The following is a 23,542-nucleotide window of genomic DNA, read 5'->3' on the forward strand; positions in this document are numbered from 1 at the left end:
TTCTTATTGTCACGGTGCCGCTTCTTCGCGGGCCGCTATCTTGTCAGTGTGAAGCGCGTTGACAAGCCCTTTTTTGCACTGCGAAGGATTCTCTTGCGCCGAAAATCCCGCCGGACGTCGTCTTTTGATCAGTTCTCCGCCGGCAGGGCCACGACGAAGCGCGCGCCACGGATGTCGCCCGGTTTCGCGCCGGCTATGTTCTCAGCCGTCAGCCGGCCGCCATGGGCTTCCACGATCTGCCGCGAGATCGACAGGCCGAGGCCGGAATTCTGCCCGAAAGCCTCGCTTGCCGGCCTGTCGGTGTAGAAGCGTTCGAAGATGCGCTCGATGTTCTCGGCCCGGATGCCGGGGCCATTGTCCTCCACCGTGACGATGACACGGCGCTGGCTGCGCGCCAGCGTGACGAGAATGTGCCCGTTTTCGGCAGGCACGAAGGAGCGCGCATTGGAAATCAGGTTGGCGATGACCTGGCCGAGCCTCAGGTCGTGGCCCTGGACGAGGAAATCCCTGCGGTTGCCGCTTGCCGGCACGATGCGCAGGTCGATGCGCGCCTCGCGGCCGGCCCGCGTCGTCTCGCGGCTCGCCGCCACCAGGTCGGAAAGCAGCTTTTGCATGTCGACGCTGCGATTGTCGGCGCGGGCCAGTTCCGCGTCCAGCCGCGAGGCGTCCGAAATGTCGGTGATCAGCCGGTCGAGGCGGCGCACATCGTGCTGGATGATCTCCAGCAGCCGGTCGCGCGACACCTCGTTGCGCGCCAGCGGCAGCGTTTCCACCGCGCTGCGCAGCGAGGTCAGGGGGTTCTTGAGTTCATGGCTGACATCGGCCGCGAAGCGCTCGATGGCGTCGATCCGGTCATAGAGCGCATTGGTCATGTCGCGCAGCGCCGTGGACAGATTGCCGATCTCGTCCTGCCGTTCGGAGAAATCGGGGATCTCCTCGCGGCTCTTCACGCCCCGCTTGACCCGGACGGCCGCTGCGGCAAGGCGGCGCAGCGGATTGGCGATGGTGGAGGCGAGCAGCAGCGACAGGAGCATGGTGACGACCGCGGCCACGCCGAAAACCGCGAGGATGGCCTTGCGTTCGGACGCGATGATGGCGTCGATGTCGCCGCCCTGCGTCGACAGTTGCAGCACGCCGAGCACGGCGCGGAAACGCTGGATCGGGACGGCCACCGAGACGATCATCTCGCCTTTTTCCGATACCCGCACCTGGCGGTCGCCCGTCCCGGTCAGTGCTGTCATGACTTCCGGATAGGCCGCGCCGGAGCCGCCGGGCTCCTCGCGGTCCACCGGCAGGTCGGTGCGTTGCATGAAGCGCTTGAGCCAGTCGCCGATCCGGTCGAGCAGCGATGTGTCCTCGGCCGCGTCGAGCCCGGGCAGGCCATAGCGCAGGATCTGCCCCCCCGAATAGAGATGGCGGGAGTCGAGCAGCAGGTTGGCGTCGCGGTCATAGATGCGCGCGCGGGTGCGTGTCGGGGAAATGAGCCGGCGCAGCACCGGCGCCACCCGTTCCGGATTGATCGGGAAGTCGAGGCTGTCGAGCCCGTCGCCGCTGGGCCCGACGCTCTGGCCGGCCTGCAATTCGAGCAGTTTCTCCGGATCGATGCGCAGCGAATCCGTCTCCACCGAGGCCGAGGCGGCGATGGCGCCGGCGATGATCTCGCCCTGCGTGCGCAGGCTTTCCACCCGCGCGTCGATCAGGCCTTCGCGATACTGGTTGACATAGAGGATGCCGGACACGAGCACGCCGAGCCCGGCAAGGTTGAGCACGAGGATGCGTTGCGTCAGGCTGGAGAAGACCAGGGCGCCGACAAGGCGCCGGAACGAGCGCAGCGGGCGGCGCGAACCGGGCGCCCCGGTCTGGCGCCTGCCTGCCTTTTCCCCGCTCTTGCTCCTGCTTGCGCCGTCCATTCCTGTCCTCTGGATGAGCCATCCGGCCGCGTGTCACGCGGCACGGGCCCTCATGCCTCGCGGAAACGGTAGCCCACGCCGTACAGCGTTTCGATCATGTCGAAATCGGTGTCGACCACCTTGAACTTCTTGCGCAGGCGCTTGATGTGGCTGTCGATGGTGCGGTCGTCCACATAGACCTGCTCGTCATAGGCCGCATCCATCAGCGCATCGCGGCTCTTCACCACGCCCGGCCGCTGTGCCAGCGCCTGCAGGATGAGAAATTCCGTCACCGTGAGCGTCACCGGCTCGCCCTTCCATGTGCAGGTATGGCGCTCCTGGTCCATCAGCAGGTGCCCGCGCTGCAATTGCTGGGCGGCGCTCTCAACGCCTGGCTTGGCGCCTGCCGCGGCCTCGCGGGCGCCCGCGCGCCGCAGCACCGCCTTGACGCGCTCGACCAGGAGACGCTGCGAGAACGGCTTCTTGATGAAATCGTCCGCGCCCATCTTCAGGCCGAACAATTCGTCGATCTCGTCGTCCTTGGAGGTCAGGAAGATCACCGGCAGGTCGGATTTCTGCCGCAGCCGGCGCAACAGTTCCATACCGTCCATGCGCGGCATCTTGATGTCGAAGATCGCAAGGTTGGGCGGGCGCACCTGCAACCCCTCCAGCGCCGATGCGCCGTCGGTATAGGTCTCGACCTTGTAGCCTTCCGATTCCAGCGCGATCGAGACCGAGGTCAGGATATTACGATCGTCATCGACGAGCGCGATGGTTGCCATGCCGGGGTTCTCCCTCATCAGACCTGTCCCTTGCCGTTTTGCCGGCGCGGTTCTGGCGGACAAATTGGGTACAAATTGTGGCACATCCGCCAGTCCCTGTCGAACGGGTTGGCATGGCGCCCTGTTCCACAGCCTCAGGTAGGAAGTGCCCAAACGGCTTGCAACGGGCGCCGTGCGGCTGCCGAAGGACTGTGCACAGTTTACCCCGCTATAACCGATTTAAACGAATTTCAAATCTTTAAATCGATTAATGATTTGAATTTGCTTTTCTTTTCTGTTTCTCCCCGGTTTCGGGTGGTGCCGCAGCGGCATTGCAGGGTCAGTCATTGCCTTCAGGCGAAGGCACGCATCTGCGAGAGGAAACAGGTGGCAGGCATGAAAGAGATCGGTTTGTGCAATCCCGACAACGGGATCGGAACGTCGGGACTGAAGAATCTCGGCACGGTCTACTACAATCTCGGGGAGGCCGAACTCTATGAGGAAGCCGTTCGCCGCGGCGAGGGGCGCCTGACCGACAAGGGCGCCTTTGTTGCCGTGACCGGCCAGCACACCGGCCGCTCGCCCAAGGACAAGTTCGTGGTCCGCGATGCCGGCACGGCCGACAAGGTCTGGTGGGACAACAACAAGCCGATGGATGGCGAGGACTTCGACCGCCTGCTGCAGGACTTCATCGCCCATGCCGAGGGCATGGACCTCTTCGTCCAGGATCTCGTCGGTGGCGCCGACGAGGACAATGCCCTGCCCACGCGCGTGATCACCGAGTATGCCTGGCACAATCTCTTCATCCGCAACCTGCTGATCCGTCCGGAGCGCTCTGCGCTGGAAGATTTCCTGCCCAAGATGACGATCATCGACCTGCCGTCGTTCAAGGCCGACCCTGGCCGTCATCGCTGCCGCACCGAAACGGTGATCGCCGTCGACCTGACGCGCATGATCGTGCTGATCGGCGGCACGTCCTATGCCGGCGAGATGAAGAAATCCGTCTTCACGGCGCTGAACTACCTGCTGCCCGAAAGCGGTGTCATGCCGATGCACTGCTCGGCGAATGTGGGGCCGCAGGGTGACACGGCGGTCTTCTTCGGCCTGTCGGGCACCGGCAAGACCACGCTCTCGGCCGATCCGTCGCGCACGCTCATTGGCGATGACGAACATGGTTGGAGCGAGAACGGCGTCTTCAACTTCGAGGGCGGCTGCTACGCCAAGACCATCCGCCTGTCGGCCGAGGCAGAGCCGGAGATTTTCGCCACCACACAGCGTTTCGGAACGGTTCTGGAAAACGTGGTGCTGGATGAAAACCGCGTGCCCGACTTCGACGACGGCTCGCTGACCGAGAACACCCGCTGCGCCTATCCGCTGCATTTCATCCCGAATGCATCGCAGACCGGCCAGGCCGCCCACCCGAAGAACATCATCATGCTCACCGCCGATGCCTTCGGCGTCATGCCGCCCATTGCCCGCATGTCGCCGGCCCAGGCCATGTATCACTTCCTGTCCGGCTACACCGCCAAGGTGGCTGGCACGGAAAAGGGCGTGACCGAGCCGGAAGCCACATTCTCCACCTGTTTCGGCGCGCCCTTCATGCCGCGCCACCCGTCCGAATACGGCAACCTGCTGCGCGAGCTGATCGCCCGGCACGGTGTCACCTGCTGGCTGGTCAATACCGGCTGGACCGGTGGCGCCTACGGGACGGGATCGCGCATGCCGATCAAGGCGACACGCGCCCTTTTGGCCGCCGCGCTGGACGGGTCGCTCAACGAGGCGGAATTCCGCGTGGACCCGAATTTCGGCTTCGAAGTGCCGGTCGCCGTCACCGGTGTCGACACCGCGATCCTCGATCCGCGCGGCACGTGGGCCGACAAGGCCGCCTATGACGTGCAGGCCGCCCGCCTGGTGAGCATGTTCATCGAGAACTTCGCCAAGTTCGAGGCCCATGTCGACGGTTCGGTGCGCGATGCTGCGCCGCGCGTCCAGGTGGCCGCGGAATAACGGCCGGAAATCCCCGCATCACGGCCCGGCGCAATCCCCGCGCCGGGCTTTTCTTTTTGCCCCGGTCATGGTCATGTCGCGCCATGAAGTCCGGAAAGCACATCCCGTTCGAATTCGCCGGCCGCAGCGCCGATGAGATGGCCCGCGCCGCCGCCGCCTTTCGCAAGGCCATCGCCAGGCGCCGCACCGTGCGCGATTTTGCCGCGACACCCGTGCCGAGGGCGGTCATCGAGGATTGCGTCATGGCCGCGGCCAGCGCGCCATCGGGCGCCAACCAGCAGCCCTGGACCTTTGTCTGCATATCCGATCCCGCCACCAAGGCTGCCATCCGCGCGGCTGCGGAAGAGGAGGAGCGCGCCTTCTACAATGGCCGCGCCCCGGAGGAATGGCTGGATGCGCTGGCCCCGCTCGGCACCGATGCCGACAAGCCGTTCCTGGAGACCGCGCCCTGGCTGATCGTCATCTTTGCCCAGCGCCACGGCATCGGGCCGCAAGGCGAGCGCATCAAGCATTATTACGTGCCGGAATCGGTCGGCATTGCCACCGGATTCCTTGTTGCAGCTCTGCACGATGCGGGTCTGGCCACACTCACCCACACGCCGTCGCCGATGGGCTTCCTGTCGCAGATATGCGGGCGTCCGGAAAACGAGAAGCCGGTCATCCTTCTGGTCGCCGGCCATCCGGCTGCCGGCGCGACCGTTCCGGACATCGGCAAGAAGGAGCCGGACGAGGTCATCGTCTGGATGGAGCCGTGAGCGACGGCGATATCCGCAGCGGGCGTCATGTCATTCGCGAGGATGACCTGCAGGAAAGCTTCATCCGTGCGGCGGGGCCGGGCGGGCAGAACGTCAACAAGGTGTCCACGGCCGTGCAATTGCGCTTCGATGCGCGGGGCTCCGCGCTGGAGGAGCGCGTACGCGACCGGATGATCCGCTTCGCCGGCAGCCGCGCGACGAAGGATGGCGTCATTGTCATCGAGGCGAACCGCCATCGCACCCAGGAGCGCAACCGGGCCGATGCGCGCGAACGTCTTGCCGCATTGCTGGCGAAGGCCGCCGAACCGCCGCCGCCGCCGCGCAAGAAGACCAAGCCCTCCAGGGGCGCTGTCGAGCGGCGGCTGAAGGCCAAGGCCGGCCGCGCGGGCATCAAGAAGATGCGCGGAAAGCCGGGCACCGACTGAGGCGCCCGCGGCATGCCGCGCCAGTATTGATGGCATGCAATCCTGCTGACCCGGAAATATTCGCTGCTGTCTTCCAATTGTGACGCCGGAATGCAAAGGTCTTCTCCGGTCATCAACCTTGTCAGGGAGAGCGTGCGGCATGGGTATTTTCGATTTCGTCAAGAACGTGGGAAAGAAACTGGGCATCGGCGACGATGAAGAGGCGCCGGAGGCCGAAGCTGTGAAGAAGGAACTGGATTCCTACGGCCTCGGCACCGAGAAGGTGGATGTGGAGGTCGAGGGCGACAAGGTCATTCTCAAGGGTGCGGTGCAGGACCAGTCGATCTTCGAGAAGGCAATCGTCGCGGTCGGCAATACGCTCGGCATTTCGAAGGTGGAGGCCTCCGAACTCAAGGTCGTCGCACCCGACTCCGGCCTCAAGCTCAATCCGCACGTGGACATGACCGAACTGGTCAAGGCCTCCATCCCGGCCAGCCAGCCGGTCTTCCATGAGGTGAAGAAGGGCGAGAACCTCTGGAAGATCGCCGAGGCGCATTATGGCAAGGGCAAGGGCGCGAAATACACGGTCATTTTCGAGGCCAACAAGCCCATGCTGTCCGACCCGGACAAGATCTATCCCGGCCAGGTGCTGCGCATTCCCGAACTTCAATCGGCCTGAAGCCGCTCAAGGGAACGCAACAAGCGGATGGCGGCGCGTCTGAGGACCGCCATCCGCAAAGCGTCCGGATCGCTACGGACAAGCCACGCGTTCGGGCTTCTGCAGCACCCGGTCGCGAAGAATGTCGTAGAAATCCGAGTTGAAGTTCACGTTCTTGAAGTAATAGCCGTCCGGTCCGGTCTCGTAGATGATGCGGAAATAGATCGTCTGGCCGTCCTTGCGATCCGCCGTCACCACCATGAATTCCTGCGCGAAGGGCGCCAGATCGGCGATGCGGTAGACAACGCCGGCTTCCATGTCGAACTTTTCCAGTTCGGGCCGCATGATCGGGCCGAGCTTGGCCCGGTCCGATTCGCTCCATGGCGCCGCCATGACGCCCAACTGCTCGATCACGCCGTCAGTACCCTTGCCCAGCGATGTCGCGAAGGCACAGATTTCAGGATCGGCGCTGCCCGCAAGGGCGCTGGCCACCGATACCTGGGCCGTCGCCTGCCCGCTTGAAATGGTTGCCAGCGCCAGAACGGCGGCCGGCATCATGTCCGGTCGGAAAAAACGCATGATGTCCTCCATTGCCTGCTCATGGCCCCGCTCCATAATGTCATGGAAGCGAACCGGCGCAAGGAATGTCGTCATGCTGGTCTTGCCGAAAGGCGTGCGCCACATCCCCGGATACCTTGATGGCGAGGGCCAGCGTGCCCTGCTGGAGGAGGTCCGCGATGTCGTCCGCGCCGCACCGCTCTTCGTCCCGGTCATGCCCCGCTCGGGGCGGCCGATGAGTGTGCGCATGACAAATTGCGGCGAATTGGGCTGGGTGACCGACCGGGAGGGCGGCTATCGCTACCAGGCCGTGCATCCGGTCACGGGAAGGCCCTGGCCGCCCATGCCCGAACGGCTGCTGTCGCTATGGCAGGCGGTTTCCGGTTGCGAGTTTCCGCCGCAGGCCTGCCTCGTCAATTTCTACGGTCCTGAGGCGAAGATGGGCCTGCACCAGGACCGGGACGAGCAGGACCTGACTGCCCCAGTCGTGTCGCTTTCGCTGGGCGATGCCTGCCTTTTTCGCGTTGGCGGAACGCGGCGCGGTGATCGCACCGTGTCCTTCCGGCTCGAAACCGGAGATGTCGTGGTGCTGGGCGGCGAGGGCCGGCTCTGTTTCCACGGTGTCGACCGCATCTACCCGGATACCTCGGCGCTGCTTGCCAATGGCGGCCGGATCAATCTGACCCTTCGAAGGGTCACCCGGCCCGCCGGGCGCTAGAGCATTTCCGGCGGATATTGGAGCAGTTTGATGGGATGGATTTTTCGAACTGGCAAGGAGAACACCGCAGCACGATGCCGAGCATCGGGCGAGGATTTCGACGCAGCCAGAGCGGAAAAGACTCCCAAGCCGAAGAGGTAAGCAAATGAAATCAAATCAGAAACTGCAATCATCTGAGCTTGGTTTCTTGCACGCTGACAGCGTTGCGCACGGGCTGGCGGTGCTTGCACCGCGTCGCCGTACGCGTCTCGTCAGCGCACAAGCTCCCGGCGCTCAAACGATTCAATATTCGCCGGAAATGCTCTAGCTGCGTCGTCCTTGCCGTTCTCGCCCGCGTTTTCCATCAGGAAAAGCGGCAGCTTGCCAGCGGTCAGCGGGCGCGAGATGCCGTACCCCTGCAGGAAGTCGCAGCCGAGCTCGATCAGGATTTGCGCCTGCTTCTCGGTTTCCACGCCCTCGGCCGTCGTGCTCAGTCCCAGCACGCGCGCCAGCTTGAGAACGGTGTCCAGCATGTCCCGCGCGGCCGGATCCGTCGCCGCCGGGGCAACCAGCGACTGGTCGATCTTCAGCTTGTCGAACGGGAATTGCAGCAGATAGGAAAGGGCGGAATAGCCGGTGCCGAAATCGTCCAGCGCGATGGAGACGCCGAGCGCCTTCAGGTCGCCAAGTTGCGAGAGCACAGGCGCCGTATTGTTGATGAACGTGCTTTCGGTGATCTCCAGTTCCAGCCGCTGCGCGCAAAGCCCGGTCTCGCGCAGCGCGTCCGACACGAAGCCGGCGAGCGTGCCGGCCTGCAATTGCTGCGGCGACAGGTTGGCGGCAAGCTGTATGTCGGACGGCCAGTTGACGGCAAAGGCGCAGGCCTGGCGTAGCACGGTGTTGCCGATCTGCCCGATCATGCCGATCCGTTCCGCCACGGGGATGAATTCCGCCGGCGGGATTTCGCCAAGGTCCGGATGCGCCCAGCGTGCCAGCGCCTCGAAACCGCTGATCCGGCCGGTCCGGGCGTTCCGGTAGGGCTGGAACGCGACGGAGATCTCGTTTCGCGCCACCGCATGGCGCAATTCCCGTTCGATGAAACGGCGCCGGCGCAGCAATTCGTCCATGGCCGCCTCGTAGAAGCGGAACCCGGCCTTGCCTTCGTGCTTTGCCCGGTAAAGAGCGAGATCGGCCCGATTGAGCCATTCGGCGGTATCGCGGTTGCCGGCGTCGCCGAACGCGATGCCAATGGAAACCGAGATGCGCAGCACGGCACCGTCGATCGCATAGGGCTTGCTGATGCGCTCCACCAGCCGTTGCGCCAGACGTGCCGCCTGCTGCCGCGTGCGCATGCCCGACGAGAGGATTGAGAACTCGTCGCCGCCAAGCCGCGCGACCACATCGGCCCGGCCGACCGATTTGCGCAGCCGCGTAGCCACCTCGGCAAGCAGGCGGTCGCCCATCCCGTGGCCGAACTGGTCGTTGACGGCCTTGAATCCGTCGAGGTCGAGATAGAAGAGGCTGGCATTCTGCCGCTCCGCCAGACTGGCTTCCAGATGCCGCGAGAAGCTGGCCCGGTTGCCAAGGCCGGTCAGCGGATCGTGCCAGGCCAGATAGGCGATTTGCTCCTCTGCCTTCTGGATATTGGTGACATCCGACGCCACACCGCGATAGCCCTTGAAGACGCCTTCCTCGTCATGGATCGGCTTTCCTGAAATGCTGATCCAGACCGGTCCGTCCGGTCCCCCGAAGCTGGTGATCAGGTTGCGGAAGGGCTTGCGCCTGCGAAACAGCCATCGCAGCCGGGCAAGGGCGCGCGGACTTGCCCGGAGCGCCTGTGGCGGAACCGGTCCGTCCGCGGTAACAGGGGTCAATCCGATATGGTGGAGAAGCGGTTTCCCGCCACGAATGAGCGTGCCGGTCCTGTCGGTTTCCCACAGCCAGTCGCGGGCGCCCTCGGAAAAATCGCTCAGCAGCATGGCGATGGTTTCGGATTGCTCGCGGATCTTTTCCGAAGCGATATGCTTGCCGACGAAGGAAACCGAGGCCGTTCTCCCGGCCTTGAGCAGCGCCAGGCTGTAGATGAACAGCAGGGTGGCCAGGGCCCAGTCATTCGCTTTGCCTTCCAGTGCGAGTGCCGCAAGCGAACCGGCCGTGATGCCCCCCACCCACAGGGTCATGGCTGATGGCGTCACGTAGAGCGTCAGGCAGCCGCCGCCCGCCATCCCCGCCATCAGTGCGACGATGATGATCCGCGTCTCACTGGGAGCGTCGGCCCAGCCGATCAGCCCGAGGCATCCCCACAGAAGCCCGAGAAGGCCGGCATTGCGCGTCAGCACGGTCAGGCTCTTGCGTGAAGCCCGCAGGCGCGGCGCGGCATTGCGCCGCCGCCACCATTCCAAGAGGCCGAAAACACCCATTGCGCAGACGAGCGCAAACCAGCCGAGCAGGGGCACCGGATGCACATGCGGATAGAGAAAGACGACCGCCATGGACGCATTGATGATGTTGACCGACATCATGTGGGGCGACAATTGCAGGATCGTGCCAAGTTGCGCGGCGCGGGCACGCGCGGCGATATCGGCCGTTTCCGGCTCTGGCGCGGGCAGGCGTGAGCACCACGCGATCCAGCGTTGTCGGCTGTTCTTGAAAAACAAGGCGGTTCAGTCCCCCGATCAGCCTTGACCCTGACATATTTTCCTTACGCTTGAGTTAGCACTTCTCGCTAAATGCCGGAGAAGCACCCATATGCGGATGATGAACGCACAACCTCGCCTCGATCTTCTCGAACAGGAGCGGCACCGTTCGCTCAACCGCTTCCATACCTGGCTGCTGGTCGCCGGCTCGCTCGGCCTGCTGGGGCTCACGGCATGGATCTTTGCCGGCGTCACCGGCGTCGTCATGGCAACGGTCTTCGGCGCGGTGGCGCTTTCCGCCATGCAAGGGGTCAGCCCGAAGCTGGTCCTGACCATGTACAAGGCGCAACCTGCCGGTCCGGGCCTGTTTCCCGCCGGCAACAGGATCATGGCGGAACTGGCCCGCCGCGCCGGCCTGCCCGCTGTGCCCAGGCTCTATGTCGTGCCGTCGCGCACCATGAACGCCTTCGCCGTCGGTCGGCCGGAAGACAGCGCCGTGGCCATCACCGACGGACTTGCACGGGCGCTGACCGAGCGGGAACTGGCCGGGGTGCTGGCCCACGAGGTCAGCCATATCGCCCATGAGGATCTCAAGGTCATGGCCCTCGCCGACATCGTCACGCGCTATACGTCGGCCATGTCCACCGCGGGTTTCTTCCTGCTTTTCTTCAATCTTTTCGGCGGCAGCCTGCCTTGGCTCGCCATCCTTCTGCTTCTGGGCGCGCCCACGATCGGTTCGCTGCTCCAGCTTGCGCTGTCCAGGACCCGCGAGTTCGACGCCGATCTCGGCGCGGCCATGCTGACGGGCGATCCCGACGGCCTGTCCTCGGCTCTCTGGAAGCTGGAGCGGTACCAGATCAGGCAATGGGAAGGCATGATGCTGCCCGGCGGGCGCATGCCGGCCCCCTCCATCCTGCGCAGTCACCCGAAGACGGAAGAGCGCGTCGCCCGCCTCTCCGCGCTCAAGACGCCGGAGGGCCTTGCCATCCCGGTGCCCCCCATGCGCCAGCGCAAGGGGCCGATGGTTCCCAGCATTCCCGCCGACAGTGGCCGCTACCGGCTGCACAGGGCCGAACCGGGGCCGTGGAACGACGACGCGGCAAGGCTGGAATCGCCGGAATGCGGGCATCCGCCGCGCATTCGCATCCGGCGCGGTGGCGTCTGGTGGTGATGAACGGGCACGAGGTGAAAGGCGCCCGTGCCCTCTGCGTCATCAGGGTTCGAAACCCTCGACGATCACCATGTCGGCATCCGCGACGGTCTGCCGGATGGCCTTGGCCTTCTGGTACTGTTCGGAATAGTAGCACTCCCGCGCCGCCGACAGGCTCGGAAACTCGATGATCACGTTGCGCGGGCGTTCGCCGCCCTCCAGCGTCTCATAGGTGCCGCCGCGTGCCAGGAAGCGCGCGCCATACTGCTCGAAAGCAGGGCGGGCGGTGGCGACATAGTCCTGATAACGCTCCGGTTCACGAACCGTGACGCGTGCGATCCAGTAGCCCTTTGGCATGAGAGTGTTCCCCCTTTTTCAACGTTATGCGTTTATCATTTCCGCAAGGATAGCCTCGGCGGCGGCCTTTCTGTCAACCGCGCCGGTGATCGGCCTGCCCACGACCAGATGACTCGCCCCCGCGCGGATCGCGTCGGCTGGCGTGACGACGCGCTTCTGGTCGCCATGCGCGGCGCCTGAAGGCCGGATGCCGGGCGTGACCACGGCCATGCTGTCGCCAAGCAGCGGGCGCACCAGTGCCGCTTCCTGTGCCGAACAGACGATGCCGCCCATGCCTGCGTCCGCTGCCTGGCGTGCGCGTCTTTCCACCAGCGAACGCGCGCCGTCCGCAAAGCCGGCCTCGGCCAGGTCGCCATCGTCCATCGAGGTCAGCACCGTGACGCCAAGCAGGCAGAGCGGCGAACCGGCCGCCGCGGCCACCGCGGCGCGCATGGCTTTCGGGTAGGCGTGAAGGGTGAGCATGTGAACGCCCATCCGCGCCACGTTCTCCACGCCCTTGGCCACCGTGTTGTCGATGTCGAGCAGTTTCATGTCCAGAAAGACCTTGTGCCCGTCGTCTGACAGGTCGCGGGCCAGTTCCAGCCCGCCGGCAAAGGCGAGCTGATAGCCGATCTTGAAAACGCCTGCGACGCCCGCGACATCCGCGACAATGGTTTCGGCTTCATCCGTCGAGGCGACATCGAGCGCCACGATCAGGCGGTCTTGCATGGTATCGCTCAAGTGCATGGGATAGTGGCTCCGGCTGGCTGCGCGCTGGCGCCTTTTGTCATTGCCGGCGCCCCGAGGCAAGCCGTTGCGTCACCGTTGCGAAAAAGCGCTGCAATATTCCATGAGCGCCTTGCAGCCTGCATCAAGCAGGGGCCGGCCCATGTCGTCCTTCAGCATGCCCATTTCATCGAAAGCCTTCGAGGCCTGGCGCACCGCGGTCTGCTCGGTCAGGATATGGCAGCCGCAATTCATCAGCACGGCGCGCACATGATAAAGGCCTCTTATGCCGCCAAGCATGCCGTTCGATGCCGCGCCCAGCGCCACCGGCTTGCCCTTCCACGGCTTCAAGGCCCGCTCGCCATCCTTGGAAATGCGGCTCACCCAGTCGATCGTGTTTTTCAGCAGCGGCGGGATCGAGGCATTGTATTCGGGACAGGCGATGAACACGCCGTCATGGGCGGCGATCAGGCGGCCAAGTTTCATGGCATTGGCCGGGATGCCGCCCTCCTTCTCCAGGTCCTCGTCCATGATCGGCAGCGGATAGTCGGCCAGCGAAATGCGCGTCACTTCCGCGCCCATTTCCGCAAATGTCTTCATGGCTGCGTCGGCCAGTTGCCCGTTGAACGATCCCGTACGGATCGAGCCGGCGAAAACGAGAATTTTCGGGATCATGGGTAGCCTGTCTGCAGGTTGAAAGTCAGTGTCGTTGCACCGGCAATATGGGGCGGGCCGCCCCCGCTGCAAGGCCGCGGTCAGTCGCCGCGGCGATAGACCCAGAGATTGGCGGGCGGCACGTTGCGCAGCACGAAATCGTGATGGCGCACCGAGAAATTGCCCCTGCCCGGCGGCACCGGGGATTTCGGGCCATAGGTGATCTGTACCACCGGGCGTCCGGCGGGAATGCGGTTGAGCAGATCCTCCACCAGCGCCACGCGCGTGGCCATCGCGAAATTCAGCATGGGTACGGCGGAAACGACACTGTCGAAGACAAGCGAACGGTTCTCTCCCAGCGTCTTGTCGAGATCGAAGGCATCGCCATGGATGAAATTCACGCCGGGAATCTCGGCTTTCAGATGCTCGTAGAAATCTTCCGAATATTCGACGGAGTAAAGGTTTCCGGGCGCGATTCCGCGTTCCAGGATGGCGCGCGTGATCGGTCCCGTACCCGGTCCCAGTTCCAGCACCGGCAAGCCGCTTTGCGGGTTGATGACCGAGGCCATGGACCGGGCGCAGAACCGGCTTGTCGGCGTGACGGAGCCAACTGCTTTCGCATTGTCCATCCAGCCCCTGAAAAACCTGAAGTCTTCATCGAACTGGCTGAGGAACCTGCGGAATCCCGGCAGAAACGTCATCCGTCTTCCCTCTGGTTGCGGGCGCCTCCGCCCTTGCTTGTTCTGTGCGCACTATGGCGCCGTGCGGCCGGAAATCCAAGGGGCAGGCCGCGTGCGGCCTGTTCCCGCTACACGTTCAATCGCCCAGCGAATCGAAGAAGTCCTTCATCCGCGTGAAGAACCCGCTCGACTGCGGGCTGTTGTCCTTGGAGGAAATCTTCTCGAATTCCTCAAGAAGTTCGCGCTGCCGTTTCGACAGGTTCTGGGGCGTTTCCACGACCACCTGGATATACAGGTCGCCCAGGGACGGCTGGCGCAGCACCGGCATGCCCTTGCCCTTCAGGCGGAAGCGCTTGCCGTTCTGGGTGCCCTCGGTCACTTTCACCCGGGCCTGGCTGCCGTCGAGCGTGTTGACGTCGAACTGGCCGCCGAGCGCCGCCGTCGTCATGGAAATCGGCACCGAGCAGAACAGGTCCGCGCCGTCGCGCTGGAAGAATTCATGCGGCTTGACGGAGAGGAAGATGTAGAGGTCGCCCGCCGGTCCGCCACGCATGCCCGCCTCGCCTTCGCCGGCAAGGCGTATGCGCGTGCCATCCTCGATGCCGGCCGGGATGTTGACCGACAGCGAACGGTCTTCGGTGACACGACCCGCGCCTGAACATTTCGGGCAAGGCTCCTTGATGGTCTGGCCGCGTCCCTGGCAGGTCGGGCAGGTGCGTTCGATGGAGAAGAAGCCCTGGCTGGCGCGCACACGGCCCGCGCCGCCGCAGGTCGCGCAGGTTTCGGGCTGGGTGCCGGGCTTGGCGCCGGAACCCGAGCACTCGTCGCAGGAGATGGAGGTCGGCACGCGAATCTGCGCCGTCTTGCCCTCGTAGGCTTCCTCCAGCGTGATTTCCATGTTGTAGCGAAGATCGGCGCCGCGTTCGCGCCCGCCCGAGCGGCGGCGTCCACCGCCCATCATCTCGCCGAAGATGTCCTCGAAGATGTCGGCAAAACCGCCCCCGCCGCCGCCGAAGCCGCCGGCACCGCCGCCGCCCATGCCGTTCTCGAAGGCCGAATGGCCGAAGCGGTCATAGGCGGCGCGTTTCTGCGGGTCCTTGAGAACCTCGTAGGCCTCGCCGACTTCCTTGAACTTCTTCTCCGCCTCGGCGTCGCCCGGATTGCGGTCCGGATGGTATTTCATGGCGAGCTTGCGGAAGGCGCTTTTCAGCTCCTTCTCGTCGGCGCCGCGCGCCACGCCCAGTGTTTCGTAGAAATCAGCCTTGGCCATGCGTCAGGCGTTCCCGTTGGTAAGGTCCGTCACATGCAGGCTCCACCTGTTCCATGCCGGCCTGCGGTTGCGTGCCCGGTTCGCTCGGGTGGTGTCCTGCCATGAAGCAAGAGGCCGGCGGTGTGTCCGCCGGCCCTTGTGTCTTGCAGCCGCCTCAGGCGGACTTCTTGTTGTTGTCCTCTTCGATTTCCTCGAAATCGGCGTCGACAACGTCCTCGTCCTTGGCAGCGTCGGCCTTGGCGTCCGCTTCGGCGCTTTCGGCCTGCTGGGCCTCGTACATGGCCTGACCAAGTTTCATGGAGGCTTCCGCCAGCGCCTGGCTCTTGGCCTTGATGGCCTCGCCATCATCGCCTTCAAGCGCGGTCTTCAGGTCGGCAATGGCGTCCTCGATGGCCTTGCGGTCCTCCTCGGAAACCTTGTCGCCATAATCCTTGAGCGACTTCTCGGCGGAATGGACCAGCGCTTCGCCCTGGTTCTTTGCTTCCACGTTCTCGCGGCGCTTCTTGTCGGCCTCGGCATTGGCTTCGGCATCCTTGACCATCTTCTCGATGTCGTCGTCGGACAGGCCGCCCGATGCCTGGATGCGGATCTGGTGCTCCTTGCCGGTGCCCTTGTCCTTGGCCGAGACGTTGACGATGCCGTTGGCGTCGATGTCGAAGGTGACCTCGATCTGCGGCACGCCGCGCGGTGCGGGCGGAATGCCGACCAGGTCGAACTGGCCGAGCAGCTTGTTGTCGGCCGCCATTTCGCGCTCGCCCTGGAAGACCCGGATCGTCACGGCATTCTGGTTGTCCTCGGCCGTGGAGAAGGTCTGGCCCTTCTTGGTCGGGATCGTGGTGTTGCGCTCGATGAGGCGGGTGAACACGCCGCCCAGCGTTTCGATGCCCAGCGACAGTGGGGTCACGTCGAGCAGCAGCACGTCCTTCACGTCGCCCTGCAGCACGCCGCCCTGGATGGCCGCGCCCATGGCAACCACCTCATCCGGGTTCACGCCCTTGTGCGGCTCCTTGCCGAAGAACTGCTTCACCACCTCCTGGATTTTCGGCATGCGCGTCATGCCGCCGACCAGAACCACTTCATCGATCTCGGCGGCCGACATGCCGGCATCCTTGAGTGCCGCCTTGCACGGCGCGATGGTGCGCTGCACGAAGTCATCGACCAGGCTTTCGAACTTGGCGCGCGTCAGCTTGATGGCCAGATGCTTCGGCCCGGAGGCGTCGGCGGTGATGTAGGGCAGGTTGATTTCGGTCTGTGACGAAGACGACAGCTCGATCTTGGCTTTCTCGGCGGCCTCCTTGAGGCGCTGCAGGGCCAGCTTGTCGTTCTTCAGGTCGATGCCCTGGTCCTTCCTGAACTCCTCGGCCAGGTATTCCACCAGCCGCATGTCGAAGTCCTCGCCGCCCAGGAACGTGTCGCCATTGGTCGACTTCACCTCGAACACGCCGTCGCCGATCTCCAGGATGGAAATGTCGAACGTGCCGCCGCCAAGGTCATAGACGGCGATGGTCTTGCCGTCGCGCTTGTCGAGGCCGTAGGCCAGCGCGGCCGCCGTCGGCTCGTTGATGATGCGCAGCACTTCCAGGCCGGCGATCTTGCCGGCATCCTTGGTCGCCTGGCGCTGGGCGTCATTGAAATAGGCCGGAACGGTGATGACGGCCTGCTCGACCTTTTCGCCGAGATAGGACTCCGCCGTTTCCTTCATCTTCTGGAGGGTCATGGCGGAGATCTGCGACGGCGAATACTTCTCGCCGGAGACTTCCACCCAGGCGTCGCCATTGCTGCCTTCGACGATCTTGTAGGGAACGAGCTTCTTGTCCTTCTCCACCGTCGGGTCGGAATAGCGCCGGCCGATCAGGCGCTTGACGGCAAAGACCGTGCCTTCCGGGTTGGTGACCGCCTGGCGCTTGGCCGGCTGGCCGACGAGGCGCTCGCCTTCGCCCGAAAAGGCGACGATGGAAGGCGTGGTGCGCGCGCCCTCGGAATTCTCGATGACCTTGGCGTCCTTGCCGTCCATGACGGCGACGCAGGAGTTTGTCGTGCCCAGGTCGATACCAATAACTTTAGCCATGTCTTCTCTCCGTTTAGCAGGCCGCCGGGACCCATTCATCAGGCGTTCCGGTGGCGGCCCCCGTTGAAGTGCGCCGGTTCCGGCGAACAGATGATTCTTCCGCCGGGGCCGGTGTTGCGGCGTATATAAGAAGGGCGATTTTGCCGCGCAAGGCTGCTTGGCGGCTGTTTCCCTTTACAAATGCATCTTCAGGCGCTTCGTCCTGCAATCTCCGCCCGTTCGGGATCAGAAGATGTCTTCGCCCGCATCCAGCGCGGCGCGGCTTCCGCGTGTGAAGGGCGCCAGCCAGGCACCCACCTGCGGCAGTTCGAAGTCGATGAAGTAATTCATCGCCGCCAGCTTGCCGCGCACGAAGGCTTCGTCGGCGGTGCCCGCGCCAAGCGCCCGCCTTGCGGCCACCGCCTGGTCCAGCCAAAGCCATGCAATCACCGTATGGCCGAAGGCGAACAGCAGCGGCGTGGCATTGGCGAAGGCCGTTTCGGGGCTCGTCGCCTGCGCGCCGATGGCGTTTGACACGGCGGCCATGGCCTCGCCAAGCGCCTTTGCCTGGCTGTCCAGTCCGCCTTCCTTGCCTGCCGCGTCCATCGTCTCAGCCATGCGCGCGGCCAGCAGCTTCAGCCCTTCGCCCTTGTCGGCCATGATCTTGCGGCCGAGCAGGTCCATCGCCTGGATGCCTGTTGTTCCCTCGTGAATCGGGTTCAGCCGGTTGTCGCGGTAAAGCTGCTCCACGTCGAAATCGCGCGTATAGCCGTAGCCGCCATGACATTGGATCGCCAGCGAATTGGCGACCGGCCCGAACTCGGAAGGGAAGGTCTTGTTCACGGGTGTCAGCAGCGCCAGAAGGCTCTCTGCTTGCGCCCGCGCTGACGGGTCTTCGTTGCAATGGATCTCGTCCACCAGCCGTGCCGAAAAGAGGCACAACGCCAGCGCGCCCTCGGCATAGGCCTTCTGTGCCAGCAGCATGCGGCGGATGTCGGCATGGGCGATGAGCGGCACCTGCTCTGCGGCGTTCCGATCTTCCATCAGGCGGCCCTGCCGGCGCTCGCGGGCATATCGGGCCGACAGCAGGTAGCCGCGCCAGGCCTGCGCCGCCGCGCCAAGCCCCACGCCGATGCGCGCCTCGTTCATCATCAGGAACATGATGGCCAGCCCTTCGCCGGCCTCGCCGATCAGCCATCCGGCGGCGCCGGCCCGCCCCATCGGCCTGTACTGTGCGCCTTCGCCGAAGTTGAGCAGGCAATTGGTGGTGCCGCGATAGCCCATCTTGTGATTGAGCCCGGCCACCACGACGTCATTGCGCGTGATCTCGCCGGCCACCGCCGCCGGAATGCGCTTTGGCACCGCGAAAATGGAGATGCCTTTCGTGCCTGCCGGCAGTTTGCCGTCGGGACCCGGAATCTTGGCCAGCACGAGGTGGCAGATATTATCGGTAATGTCGTGATCGCCGCCCGAAATCCACATCTTGCGCCCCGTCAGCCGGTAGCGTTTTCCGAGCCCGTCTTCGCATTCGAACTCGGCGCGCGTGGTGATGTCGCCCAGGGAGGAACCGGCCTGCGGCTCCGAAAGGCACATCGTGCCCAGCGCCCGGCCTTCCAGTTGCGGCATCGCGAAATGGTCGATCAGCGGCTGCGATCCCCGTGTCAGCAACACACGCGTATTGCCGGTAGAGAGCATGGGATAGGCGCCCGCGGCCACGTTCGCGGCCTGGAAGAAGACCTTGGCCGCACTCGCCACGAGATGCGGCATCTGCATGCCGCCATGTTCTGCGGGAAAGCTGGCAAGCTGGAAGCCGGCGTCGAGATAGGCTTGCACCGCGCGCTTGATCAGCGGGTTCACCGTCACCGTGCCGTCCTGCTTCAGCTCCGGTTCGTCACGGTCTCCGGGCTTGAAGGATGGCAGGAACTCGTTTTCCGCGATCCGTTCCGCCAGGTCGAGCAGCGCGTCGAAGGTTTCGCGTGAATGGTCGCCATGGCGCGCATGCGCTGTCAGGCTTTCTGCATCGAGCCAGTCGTGGACAAGGAAGTCGATTGTCCTGCGATCGAATGCCGGCATGCGGGTTCCTCCGGGGAAAGAACGGCCGGATGAAAGGCCGGCCCTGACGGCGGATGGTAGGGAGCGTGCGGCCTGCCTGTCAACAGCAACATACCGGGTAGTATGTCCGTTCTGGCAATCATGCGACGTAAGCATGCTTGACATTGATATGGTATATAACTTTCTATGGTCCCCATTCCCGGGCAGGAACCCTTGCCCGGCACACGCCAAGGGAGGAACCCGGCATGAAGAAATGGACCACGCTGCTGGCGGCCGCTGCCGCCGGACTCGTCGCATCGGCTGCCGCCCATGCGCAGGATGTCACGCTCAAGCTGCACCAGATGCTGCCTGCCCAGGCCACCATTCCGGCCAAGGCGCTGGCGCCCTGGGCCGAGAAGGTGATGAAGGAATCCGACGGCCGCATCCAGATCAACCTCTTCCCCGCCATGCAGCTCGGCGGCAAGCCGCCGGAACTGGTCGACCAGCTCCGTGACGGCGTCATCGACCTGACCTGGACCGTCATCGGCTACACGCCCGGCCGCTTTCCCTCGACCGAGGCCTTCGAACTGCCGTTCATGATGACGAATGGCGAGCAGACCTCCAAGGCCTTCCATGAGTATTGCGAAAAATACTGCATGGACGACTTCAAGGACTATCACGTCATCGCCTGGCACACGCACGGCCCCGGCCTGATCCATTCCAAGGAGCCGGTCGAGAGCGTCGAGGACATGAACGGCATGAAGCTGCGCGGCGGCACGCGCGTGGTCAACCAGATGCTGGAAAAGCTCGGCGCCGTCCCGGTCGGCATGCCGGTCACCGCCGTTGCCGAGGCGCTGTCCAAGGGCGTCATCAACGGAACGACCATTCCCTTCGAGGTGGCGCCCGCCTTCAAGGTTGACGAGATCGTGTCCAACGTCACGGGCTTTGCCGGCAAGAACGGCCTCTACACGGCCACCTTCGTCTTTGCCATGAACAAGGATGCCTATGACAGGCTGCCGGACGACCTGAAGAAGGTCATCGACGACAATTCCGGCGTCGAGACGGCTGGCATGTTCGGTGCTGCCATGGACGCCGGCGACGTGCGCGGCCGCGAGGTTGCCGAAAAGTCGGGCGCCCGCATCATCACCCTGGACGAGGCCGAGACGCAGCGCTGGAAGGATATCGCCACGCCGCTGGTCGATGCCTGGGCCGAGGAGATGAATGCCGGTGGCCGTCCGGGCACGGAAATGATCAACGACGCCCGCGCCCTGCTGGACAAGTACGCCGCTGAATAACCGGCGCAGACATGTGTAACAACAGGAAGCCCGGGTGCAGCGTACCCGGGCTTCTTCGTGTTCATCCCTGTGTTGATGCGGGCAAGGCGGATCACGCTGCCGCTTCACGCTCCCTTGCCCTGGCCAGCGCCGGGCGGGCCAGAACCCGGTCGAGATAGGCATTGACGGAGTCGGACGCGATCTCGAACCTGGCGCCGCGCGCCCAGGTGCCGATATGACCGAGGATGACATCGACGGCGGAAAAGCGGTCGCCCAGCGCGAATTCATTGTCACCGAGCCTTCGCGCCAGCGCCTTCGTGTCGCGGCTGAATTCCCACGCGCACCACGGCCCCACATCCACCCGCAGGTGTTCAGGGATCAGCATGCGGTGCTTCAGCTTGTTCCACAGTGGCGCCTCCAGCTCCGACTGAGCGAAATGCACCCAGCTGTCGATCTGCGCCCGTTCCGCCAGCGAGCGGGAGCCGAAGCCCTTGTCGCCATGTTTCTCGCCCAGATAGACGCAGATCGCAGCCGAATCCGTCAGCCGCATCTCCCCGTCGATGAGGGCGGGAATGCGGCCGGAGGGATTGTGGACCCGCGCCGTCTCCGATTGCGGCTTGGCGGTCTCGATCGCGTAGGCCTCGCCCAGTTCCTCAAGCATCCAGACAACCCGCGTCATGCGCGAGCCGGGCGACCCGATCACCGTATACATCAAGTTCCTCCAGGATTATGTGATGGCGGCGCAGGCTTGCATTGCCTGCCCCGCTTGCCAAGCTGGTTTCCGGGTCAGGCGCCCGATTTTTCGAAGGCCGCGTCCACCGGCACCTGGAGCGCATTGGCCAGGTGATTGGTCTTTCCGGCCAGAGCGATCACCTTCAGCAGGTCGCCATATTGCGCGTCCGTCATGCCCTTTGCCTTGGCCGAAGCCGTGTGCGAATGGGCGCAATAGGTACAGCCGTTCGCCGCCGACACGGCAATGTAGATCATCTCGCGGGTCAGCGGATCCAGCGGTCCGGGCGCGGTCATGACCGCCTTCACTTCTTCCCAGGTGCTTTTCAGCAGCGCCGGATCGGCGGCAAGCGCCAGCCAGAAATTGTTGATGAAGTCGGAGCCGCGCGTGGCCCTTATGTCGTCATAGACCACGCGCACCGCTGCATCGGCTTCCTCATAGCTCACAAGCCTGACTGTCGACATGCCGCCGTTTCCCTTTCCTGTTCGATTACATCAGCGTGAAGATACGCGCCGGCCCGCCCGTGCCGCCCTTGTGCTTGGGCGCACCGACCACGAGCGTGGCGCCACTGGCCGGAACCGCGTCAAGGTTGGCCAGGCATTCGATGCCCCAGCGCCCGGTCGGCAGCCATGCGTAGTGAACCGCGAAATCGGGCGACGGGCCATGGTCAAGCGACAGCGTGTCCACGGCGATGCCGGCCACGTCGGCCTCTTCTGCCAGCATCTTCGCTGCCTCGACATGGAAGCCGGGGAAATGCATGGTCTTGCCGTCATCGCCGACATTGCGGAACTTTTCACCCGCGACATGCGCCCCCCAACCGGAATTCATCGCCACGCAGCATTTGGCCGGCAGGTCGCCATGGGCGCTGATCCAGGCCTTGATGTCGTCTGGCGTCACCTGCGCATCCGCGTTCTCGGCGGCCTTGGCCTTGATGTCGATGACGACAAGCGGCACGACCAGGCTCTCGACCGGGATCTCGTCCACCGACATGCCGTTTTCCGAGAAGTGGAGCGGCGCATCCATATGCGTGCCGGTATGCTCGTTGACGCGCAATTCCTTCAGGTTGAACTTGTGTTCGGCATAGTTGAATTTCTGCTCGACGAAGAGCTGCTGCTCGCCGAAGAAGGTGGGGAAGTCCTCTCCCATCGTGTGGGTCATGTCGGCCACCTTCGTCGCGCCCTGCGCCAGGGCGGGCGGCGCAAACCCCGTGGCCGCGGCCGGCAGGCTTGCCGCCTTGAAGAAGTCGCGCCGGTTCAGCATCCGGCTCTTCACGGTTTCCATCACACAGGCATGGCACATGTCGTCTCTCCCTCTGTTGGTCCGCCGGGTCTCTTCTTCTGTTTTCCCGCGGCCAGATGACGATACACCTGCGCCCACGGCTTGCAAGGCGCGTGTTTCCCCGCGGTGACATACCGTTGCACACGGGCCTGGCTGTTTTGCCCTTGTGGTTTGGCGCGGGCGGGTTACCTCTGTGGCAGGCAACAATGCGAGAGGACGTCTTCCCATGACCGATTTGTCCGGCTTCGAGATCACGCGCCGCTGGCCCGCAGCCCATCCGGACCGCATCCAGCTCTATTCCTTCCCCACGCCCAACGGCATCAAGGCCTCGGCCATGCTGGAGGAAACGGGCCTTCCCTATGAGGCGCACACGGTTTCCTTCGGGCGCAACGACCAGACGACCCCGGAATTCCTGTCGCTCAACCCGAACAACAAGATCCCCGCCATCATCGATCCGGACGGTCCGGGCGGCGCGCCGCTGCCGCTGTTCGAATCCGGCGCCATCCTGATTTACCTGGCGGAAAAGTCGGGGAAATTCATGTCCGCCGATCCGGCGGCGCGCTACCGGACGATGCAGTGGCTCATGTTCCAGATGGGCGGTATCGGCCCGATGTTCGGCCAGCTCGGCTACTTCTGCAAGTTCGCCGGCAAGGATGTCGCCGACAAGCGTCCGCTGGAGCGCTATGCCGGCGAGACCGAACGCCTGCTCAAGGTGCTGGACCAGCGCCTGGGCGGCCGTGATTACATCATGGGCCGGGATTATACGATTGCCGACATCGCCACCTGGCCCTGGGTGCGCACCGTCCGCGATTTCTACGAGGCCGGCGACCTGGTGAAGCTGCCGGAATGCCGCAACGTGCTGGCATGGCTCGACCGCTGCCTTGCCCGCCCGGCCAGCCAGGCCGCGCTCAACATTCCGCCGCGCGAATGAGGCGCGGCTTGCGGGCCGGAATGGCAACCGGGGCGGGGAGGGCGCTTCCGCGCCTTTTTGCGACCCCGGG

The 23,542-nt window shown here is 64.4% G+C and carries 22 protein-coding genes; 8 read left to right on the forward strand and 14 right to left on the reverse strand.

Features of this window, described 5'->3' with window-relative positions:
* Positions 1-128: 128 nt before the first annotated feature.
* The gene (locus tag R3D65_RS07825; protein ID WP_371274655.1) at positions 129-1,910 is read right to left on the reverse strand and encodes a stimulus-sensing domain-containing protein; all 1,782 of its coding nucleotides are present in this window, start codon (positions 1,908-1,910) and stop codon (positions 129-131) included.
* A 50-nt stretch (positions 1,911-1,960) separates the two neighbouring features.
* Positions 1,961-2,671, reverse strand: a complete 711-nt coding sequence (locus tag R3D65_RS07830; RefSeq protein WP_371275009.1) for a response regulator transcription factor — start codon at positions 2,669-2,671, stop codon at positions 1,961-1,963.
* Positions 2,672-3,046: 375 nt separating this feature from the next.
* Between R3D65_RS07830 and R3D65_RS07835 the strand changes: the two genes are divergently transcribed.
* The 4 genes from R3D65_RS07835 to lysM all read left to right on the forward strand — a co-directional run bounded on the left by R3D65_RS07835 (position 3,047) and on the right by lysM (position 6,495).
* Positions 3,047-4,657 carry a phosphoenolpyruvate carboxykinase gene (locus R3D65_RS07835; RefSeq protein WP_371274656.1) on the forward strand — a complete coding sequence of 537 codons (1,611 nt, stop codon included), beginning with the start codon at positions 3,047-3,049 and terminating at the stop codon, positions 4,655-4,657.
* Positions 4,658-4,740: 83 nt separating this feature from the next.
* Positions 4,741-5,412 (forward strand): nitroreductase family protein, encoded by a 672-nt coding sequence (locus R3D65_RS07840; protein ID WP_371274657.1) that lies wholly within the window; start codon positions 4,741-4,743, stop codon positions 5,410-5,412.
* Positions 5,409-5,837: an alternative ribosome rescue aminoacyl-tRNA hydrolase ArfB gene (arfB, locus tag R3D65_RS07845; RefSeq protein ID WP_371274658.1), complete on the forward strand. Its 429-nt coding sequence runs from the start codon at positions 5,409-5,411 to the stop codon at positions 5,835-5,837. Before R3D65_RS07840 ends, arfB begins: the two co-directional genes overlap by 4 nt.
* A 139-nt stretch (positions 5,838-5,976) precedes the next feature.
* Positions 5,977-6,495: a peptidoglycan-binding protein LysM gene (lysM, locus tag R3D65_RS07850; RefSeq protein WP_371274659.1), complete on the forward strand. Its 519-nt coding sequence runs from the start codon at positions 5,977-5,979 to the stop codon at positions 6,493-6,495.
* A gap of 72 nt (positions 6,496-6,567) precedes the next feature.
* Here lysM and R3D65_RS07855 read toward each other — a convergent pair whose 3' ends face one another.
* Positions 6,568-7,128, reverse strand: coding sequence for a hypothetical protein (locus R3D65_RS07855; protein WP_371274660.1), 561 nt, complete (start codon positions 7,126-7,128; stop codon positions 6,568-6,570).
* On the opposite strand from R3D65_RS07855, the gene R3D65_RS07860 reads away from it, so the two are divergent.
* Complete coding sequence (locus tag R3D65_RS07860) at positions 7,127-7,750, forward strand: alpha-ketoglutarate-dependent dioxygenase AlkB (protein ID WP_371274661.1); 624 nt, start codon at positions 7,127-7,129, stop codon at positions 7,748-7,750. The two genes, R3D65_RS07855 and R3D65_RS07860, sit on opposite strands and share 2 nt — an antisense overlap.
* A gap of 251 nt (positions 7,751-8,001) precedes the next feature.
* On the opposite strand, the gene R3D65_RS07865 is transcribed toward R3D65_RS07860, so the two are convergent.
* The gene (locus tag R3D65_RS07865; RefSeq protein WP_371274662.1) at positions 8,002-10,386 is read right to left on the reverse strand and encodes a putative bifunctional diguanylate cyclase/phosphodiesterase; all 2,385 of its coding nucleotides are present in this window, start codon (positions 10,384-10,386) and stop codon (positions 8,002-8,004) included.
* A 91-nt stretch (positions 10,387-10,477) separates the two neighbouring features.
* Here R3D65_RS07865 and R3D65_RS07870 point away from each other — a divergent pair, with 91 nt between their 5' ends.
* On the forward strand, positions 10,478-11,536 hold the full coding sequence (locus tag R3D65_RS07870; RefSeq protein ID WP_371274663.1) for a zinc metalloprotease HtpX: 1,059 nt from the start codon (positions 10,478-10,480) through the stop codon (positions 11,534-11,536).
* Between the two features lie 42 nt (positions 11,537-11,578).
* On the opposite strand, the gene R3D65_RS07875 is transcribed toward R3D65_RS07870, so the two are convergent.
* The 7 genes from R3D65_RS07875 to R3D65_RS07905 all read right to left on the reverse strand — a co-directional run bounded on the left by R3D65_RS07875 (position 11,579) and on the right by R3D65_RS07905 (position 19,301).
* Positions 11,579-11,872, reverse strand: coding sequence for a DUF1330 domain-containing protein (locus R3D65_RS07875; protein ID WP_371274664.1), 294 nt, complete (start codon positions 11,870-11,872; stop codon positions 11,579-11,581).
* A 24-nt stretch (positions 11,873-11,896) separates the two neighbouring features.
* The gene (gene pyrF / locus R3D65_RS07880; protein WP_371274665.1) at positions 11,897-12,598 is read right to left on the reverse strand and encodes an orotidine-5'-phosphate decarboxylase; all 702 of its coding nucleotides are present in this window, start codon (positions 12,596-12,598) and stop codon (positions 11,897-11,899) included.
* A gap of 72 nt (positions 12,599-12,670) precedes the next feature.
* Positions 12,671-13,252 (reverse strand): NADPH-dependent FMN reductase, encoded by a 582-nt coding sequence (locus R3D65_RS07885; RefSeq protein WP_371274666.1) that lies wholly within the window; start codon positions 13,250-13,252, stop codon positions 12,671-12,673.
* 80 nt (positions 13,253-13,332) lie between these two features.
* Positions 13,333-13,932, reverse strand: a complete 600-nt coding sequence (pmtA, locus tag R3D65_RS07890) for a phospholipid N-methyltransferase PmtA (protein WP_371274667.1) — start codon at positions 13,930-13,932, stop codon at positions 13,333-13,335.
* 115 nt (positions 13,933-14,047) lie between these two features.
* Positions 14,048-15,181: a molecular chaperone DnaJ gene (gene dnaJ, locus R3D65_RS07895; RefSeq protein WP_371274668.1), complete on the reverse strand. Its 1,134-nt coding sequence runs from the start codon at positions 15,179-15,181 to the stop codon at positions 14,048-14,050.
* A gap of 154 nt (positions 15,182-15,335) precedes the next feature.
* Positions 15,336-17,249, reverse strand: coding sequence for a molecular chaperone DnaK (gene dnaK, locus R3D65_RS07900; RefSeq protein ID WP_371274669.1), 1,914 nt, complete (start codon positions 17,247-17,249; stop codon positions 15,336-15,338).
* Positions 17,250-17,474: 225 nt separating this feature from the next.
* Positions 17,475-19,301, reverse strand: coding sequence for an acyl-CoA dehydrogenase (locus R3D65_RS07905; protein ID WP_371274670.1), 1,827 nt, complete (start codon positions 19,299-19,301; stop codon positions 17,475-17,477).
* 224 nt (positions 19,302-19,525) lie between these two features.
* Between R3D65_RS07905 and R3D65_RS07910 the strand changes: the two genes are divergently transcribed.
* Positions 19,526-20,554 carry a TRAP transporter substrate-binding protein gene (locus R3D65_RS07910; protein WP_371274671.1) on the forward strand — a complete coding sequence of 343 codons (1,029 nt, stop codon included), beginning with the start codon at positions 19,526-19,528 and terminating at the stop codon, positions 20,552-20,554.
* A gap of 91 nt (positions 20,555-20,645) precedes the next feature.
* Here R3D65_RS07910 and R3D65_RS07915 read toward each other — a convergent pair whose 3' ends face one another.
* The 3 genes from R3D65_RS07915 to R3D65_RS07925 form a co-directional block, all read right to left on the reverse strand.
* Entirely contained in the window at positions 20,646-21,245 is a 600-nt protein-coding gene (locus R3D65_RS07915) for a glutathione S-transferase family protein (protein ID WP_371274672.1), read from the reverse strand.
* A 74-nt stretch (positions 21,246-21,319) separates the two neighbouring features.
* Entirely contained in the window at positions 21,320-21,727 is a 408-nt protein-coding gene (locus R3D65_RS07920; protein ID WP_371274673.1) for a carboxymuconolactone decarboxylase family protein, read from the reverse strand.
* Between the two features lie 25 nt (positions 21,728-21,752).
* Entirely contained in the window at positions 21,753-22,562 is an 810-nt protein-coding gene (locus R3D65_RS07925) for a cyclase family protein (RefSeq protein WP_371274674.1), read from the reverse strand.
* A gap of 205 nt (positions 22,563-22,767) precedes the next feature.
* On the opposite strand from R3D65_RS07925, the gene R3D65_RS07930 reads away from it, so the two are divergent.
* Complete coding sequence (locus R3D65_RS07930; protein ID WP_371274675.1) at positions 22,768-23,472, forward strand: glutathione S-transferase N-terminal domain-containing protein; 705 nt, start codon at positions 22,768-22,770, stop codon at positions 23,470-23,472.
* Positions 23,473-23,542 lie beyond the last annotated feature (70 nt).

This window comes from Zhengella sp. (genome assembly GCF_041397485.1).
Lineage (GTDB): Bacteria > Pseudomonadota > Alphaproteobacteria > Rhizobiales > Rhizobiaceae > Zhengella.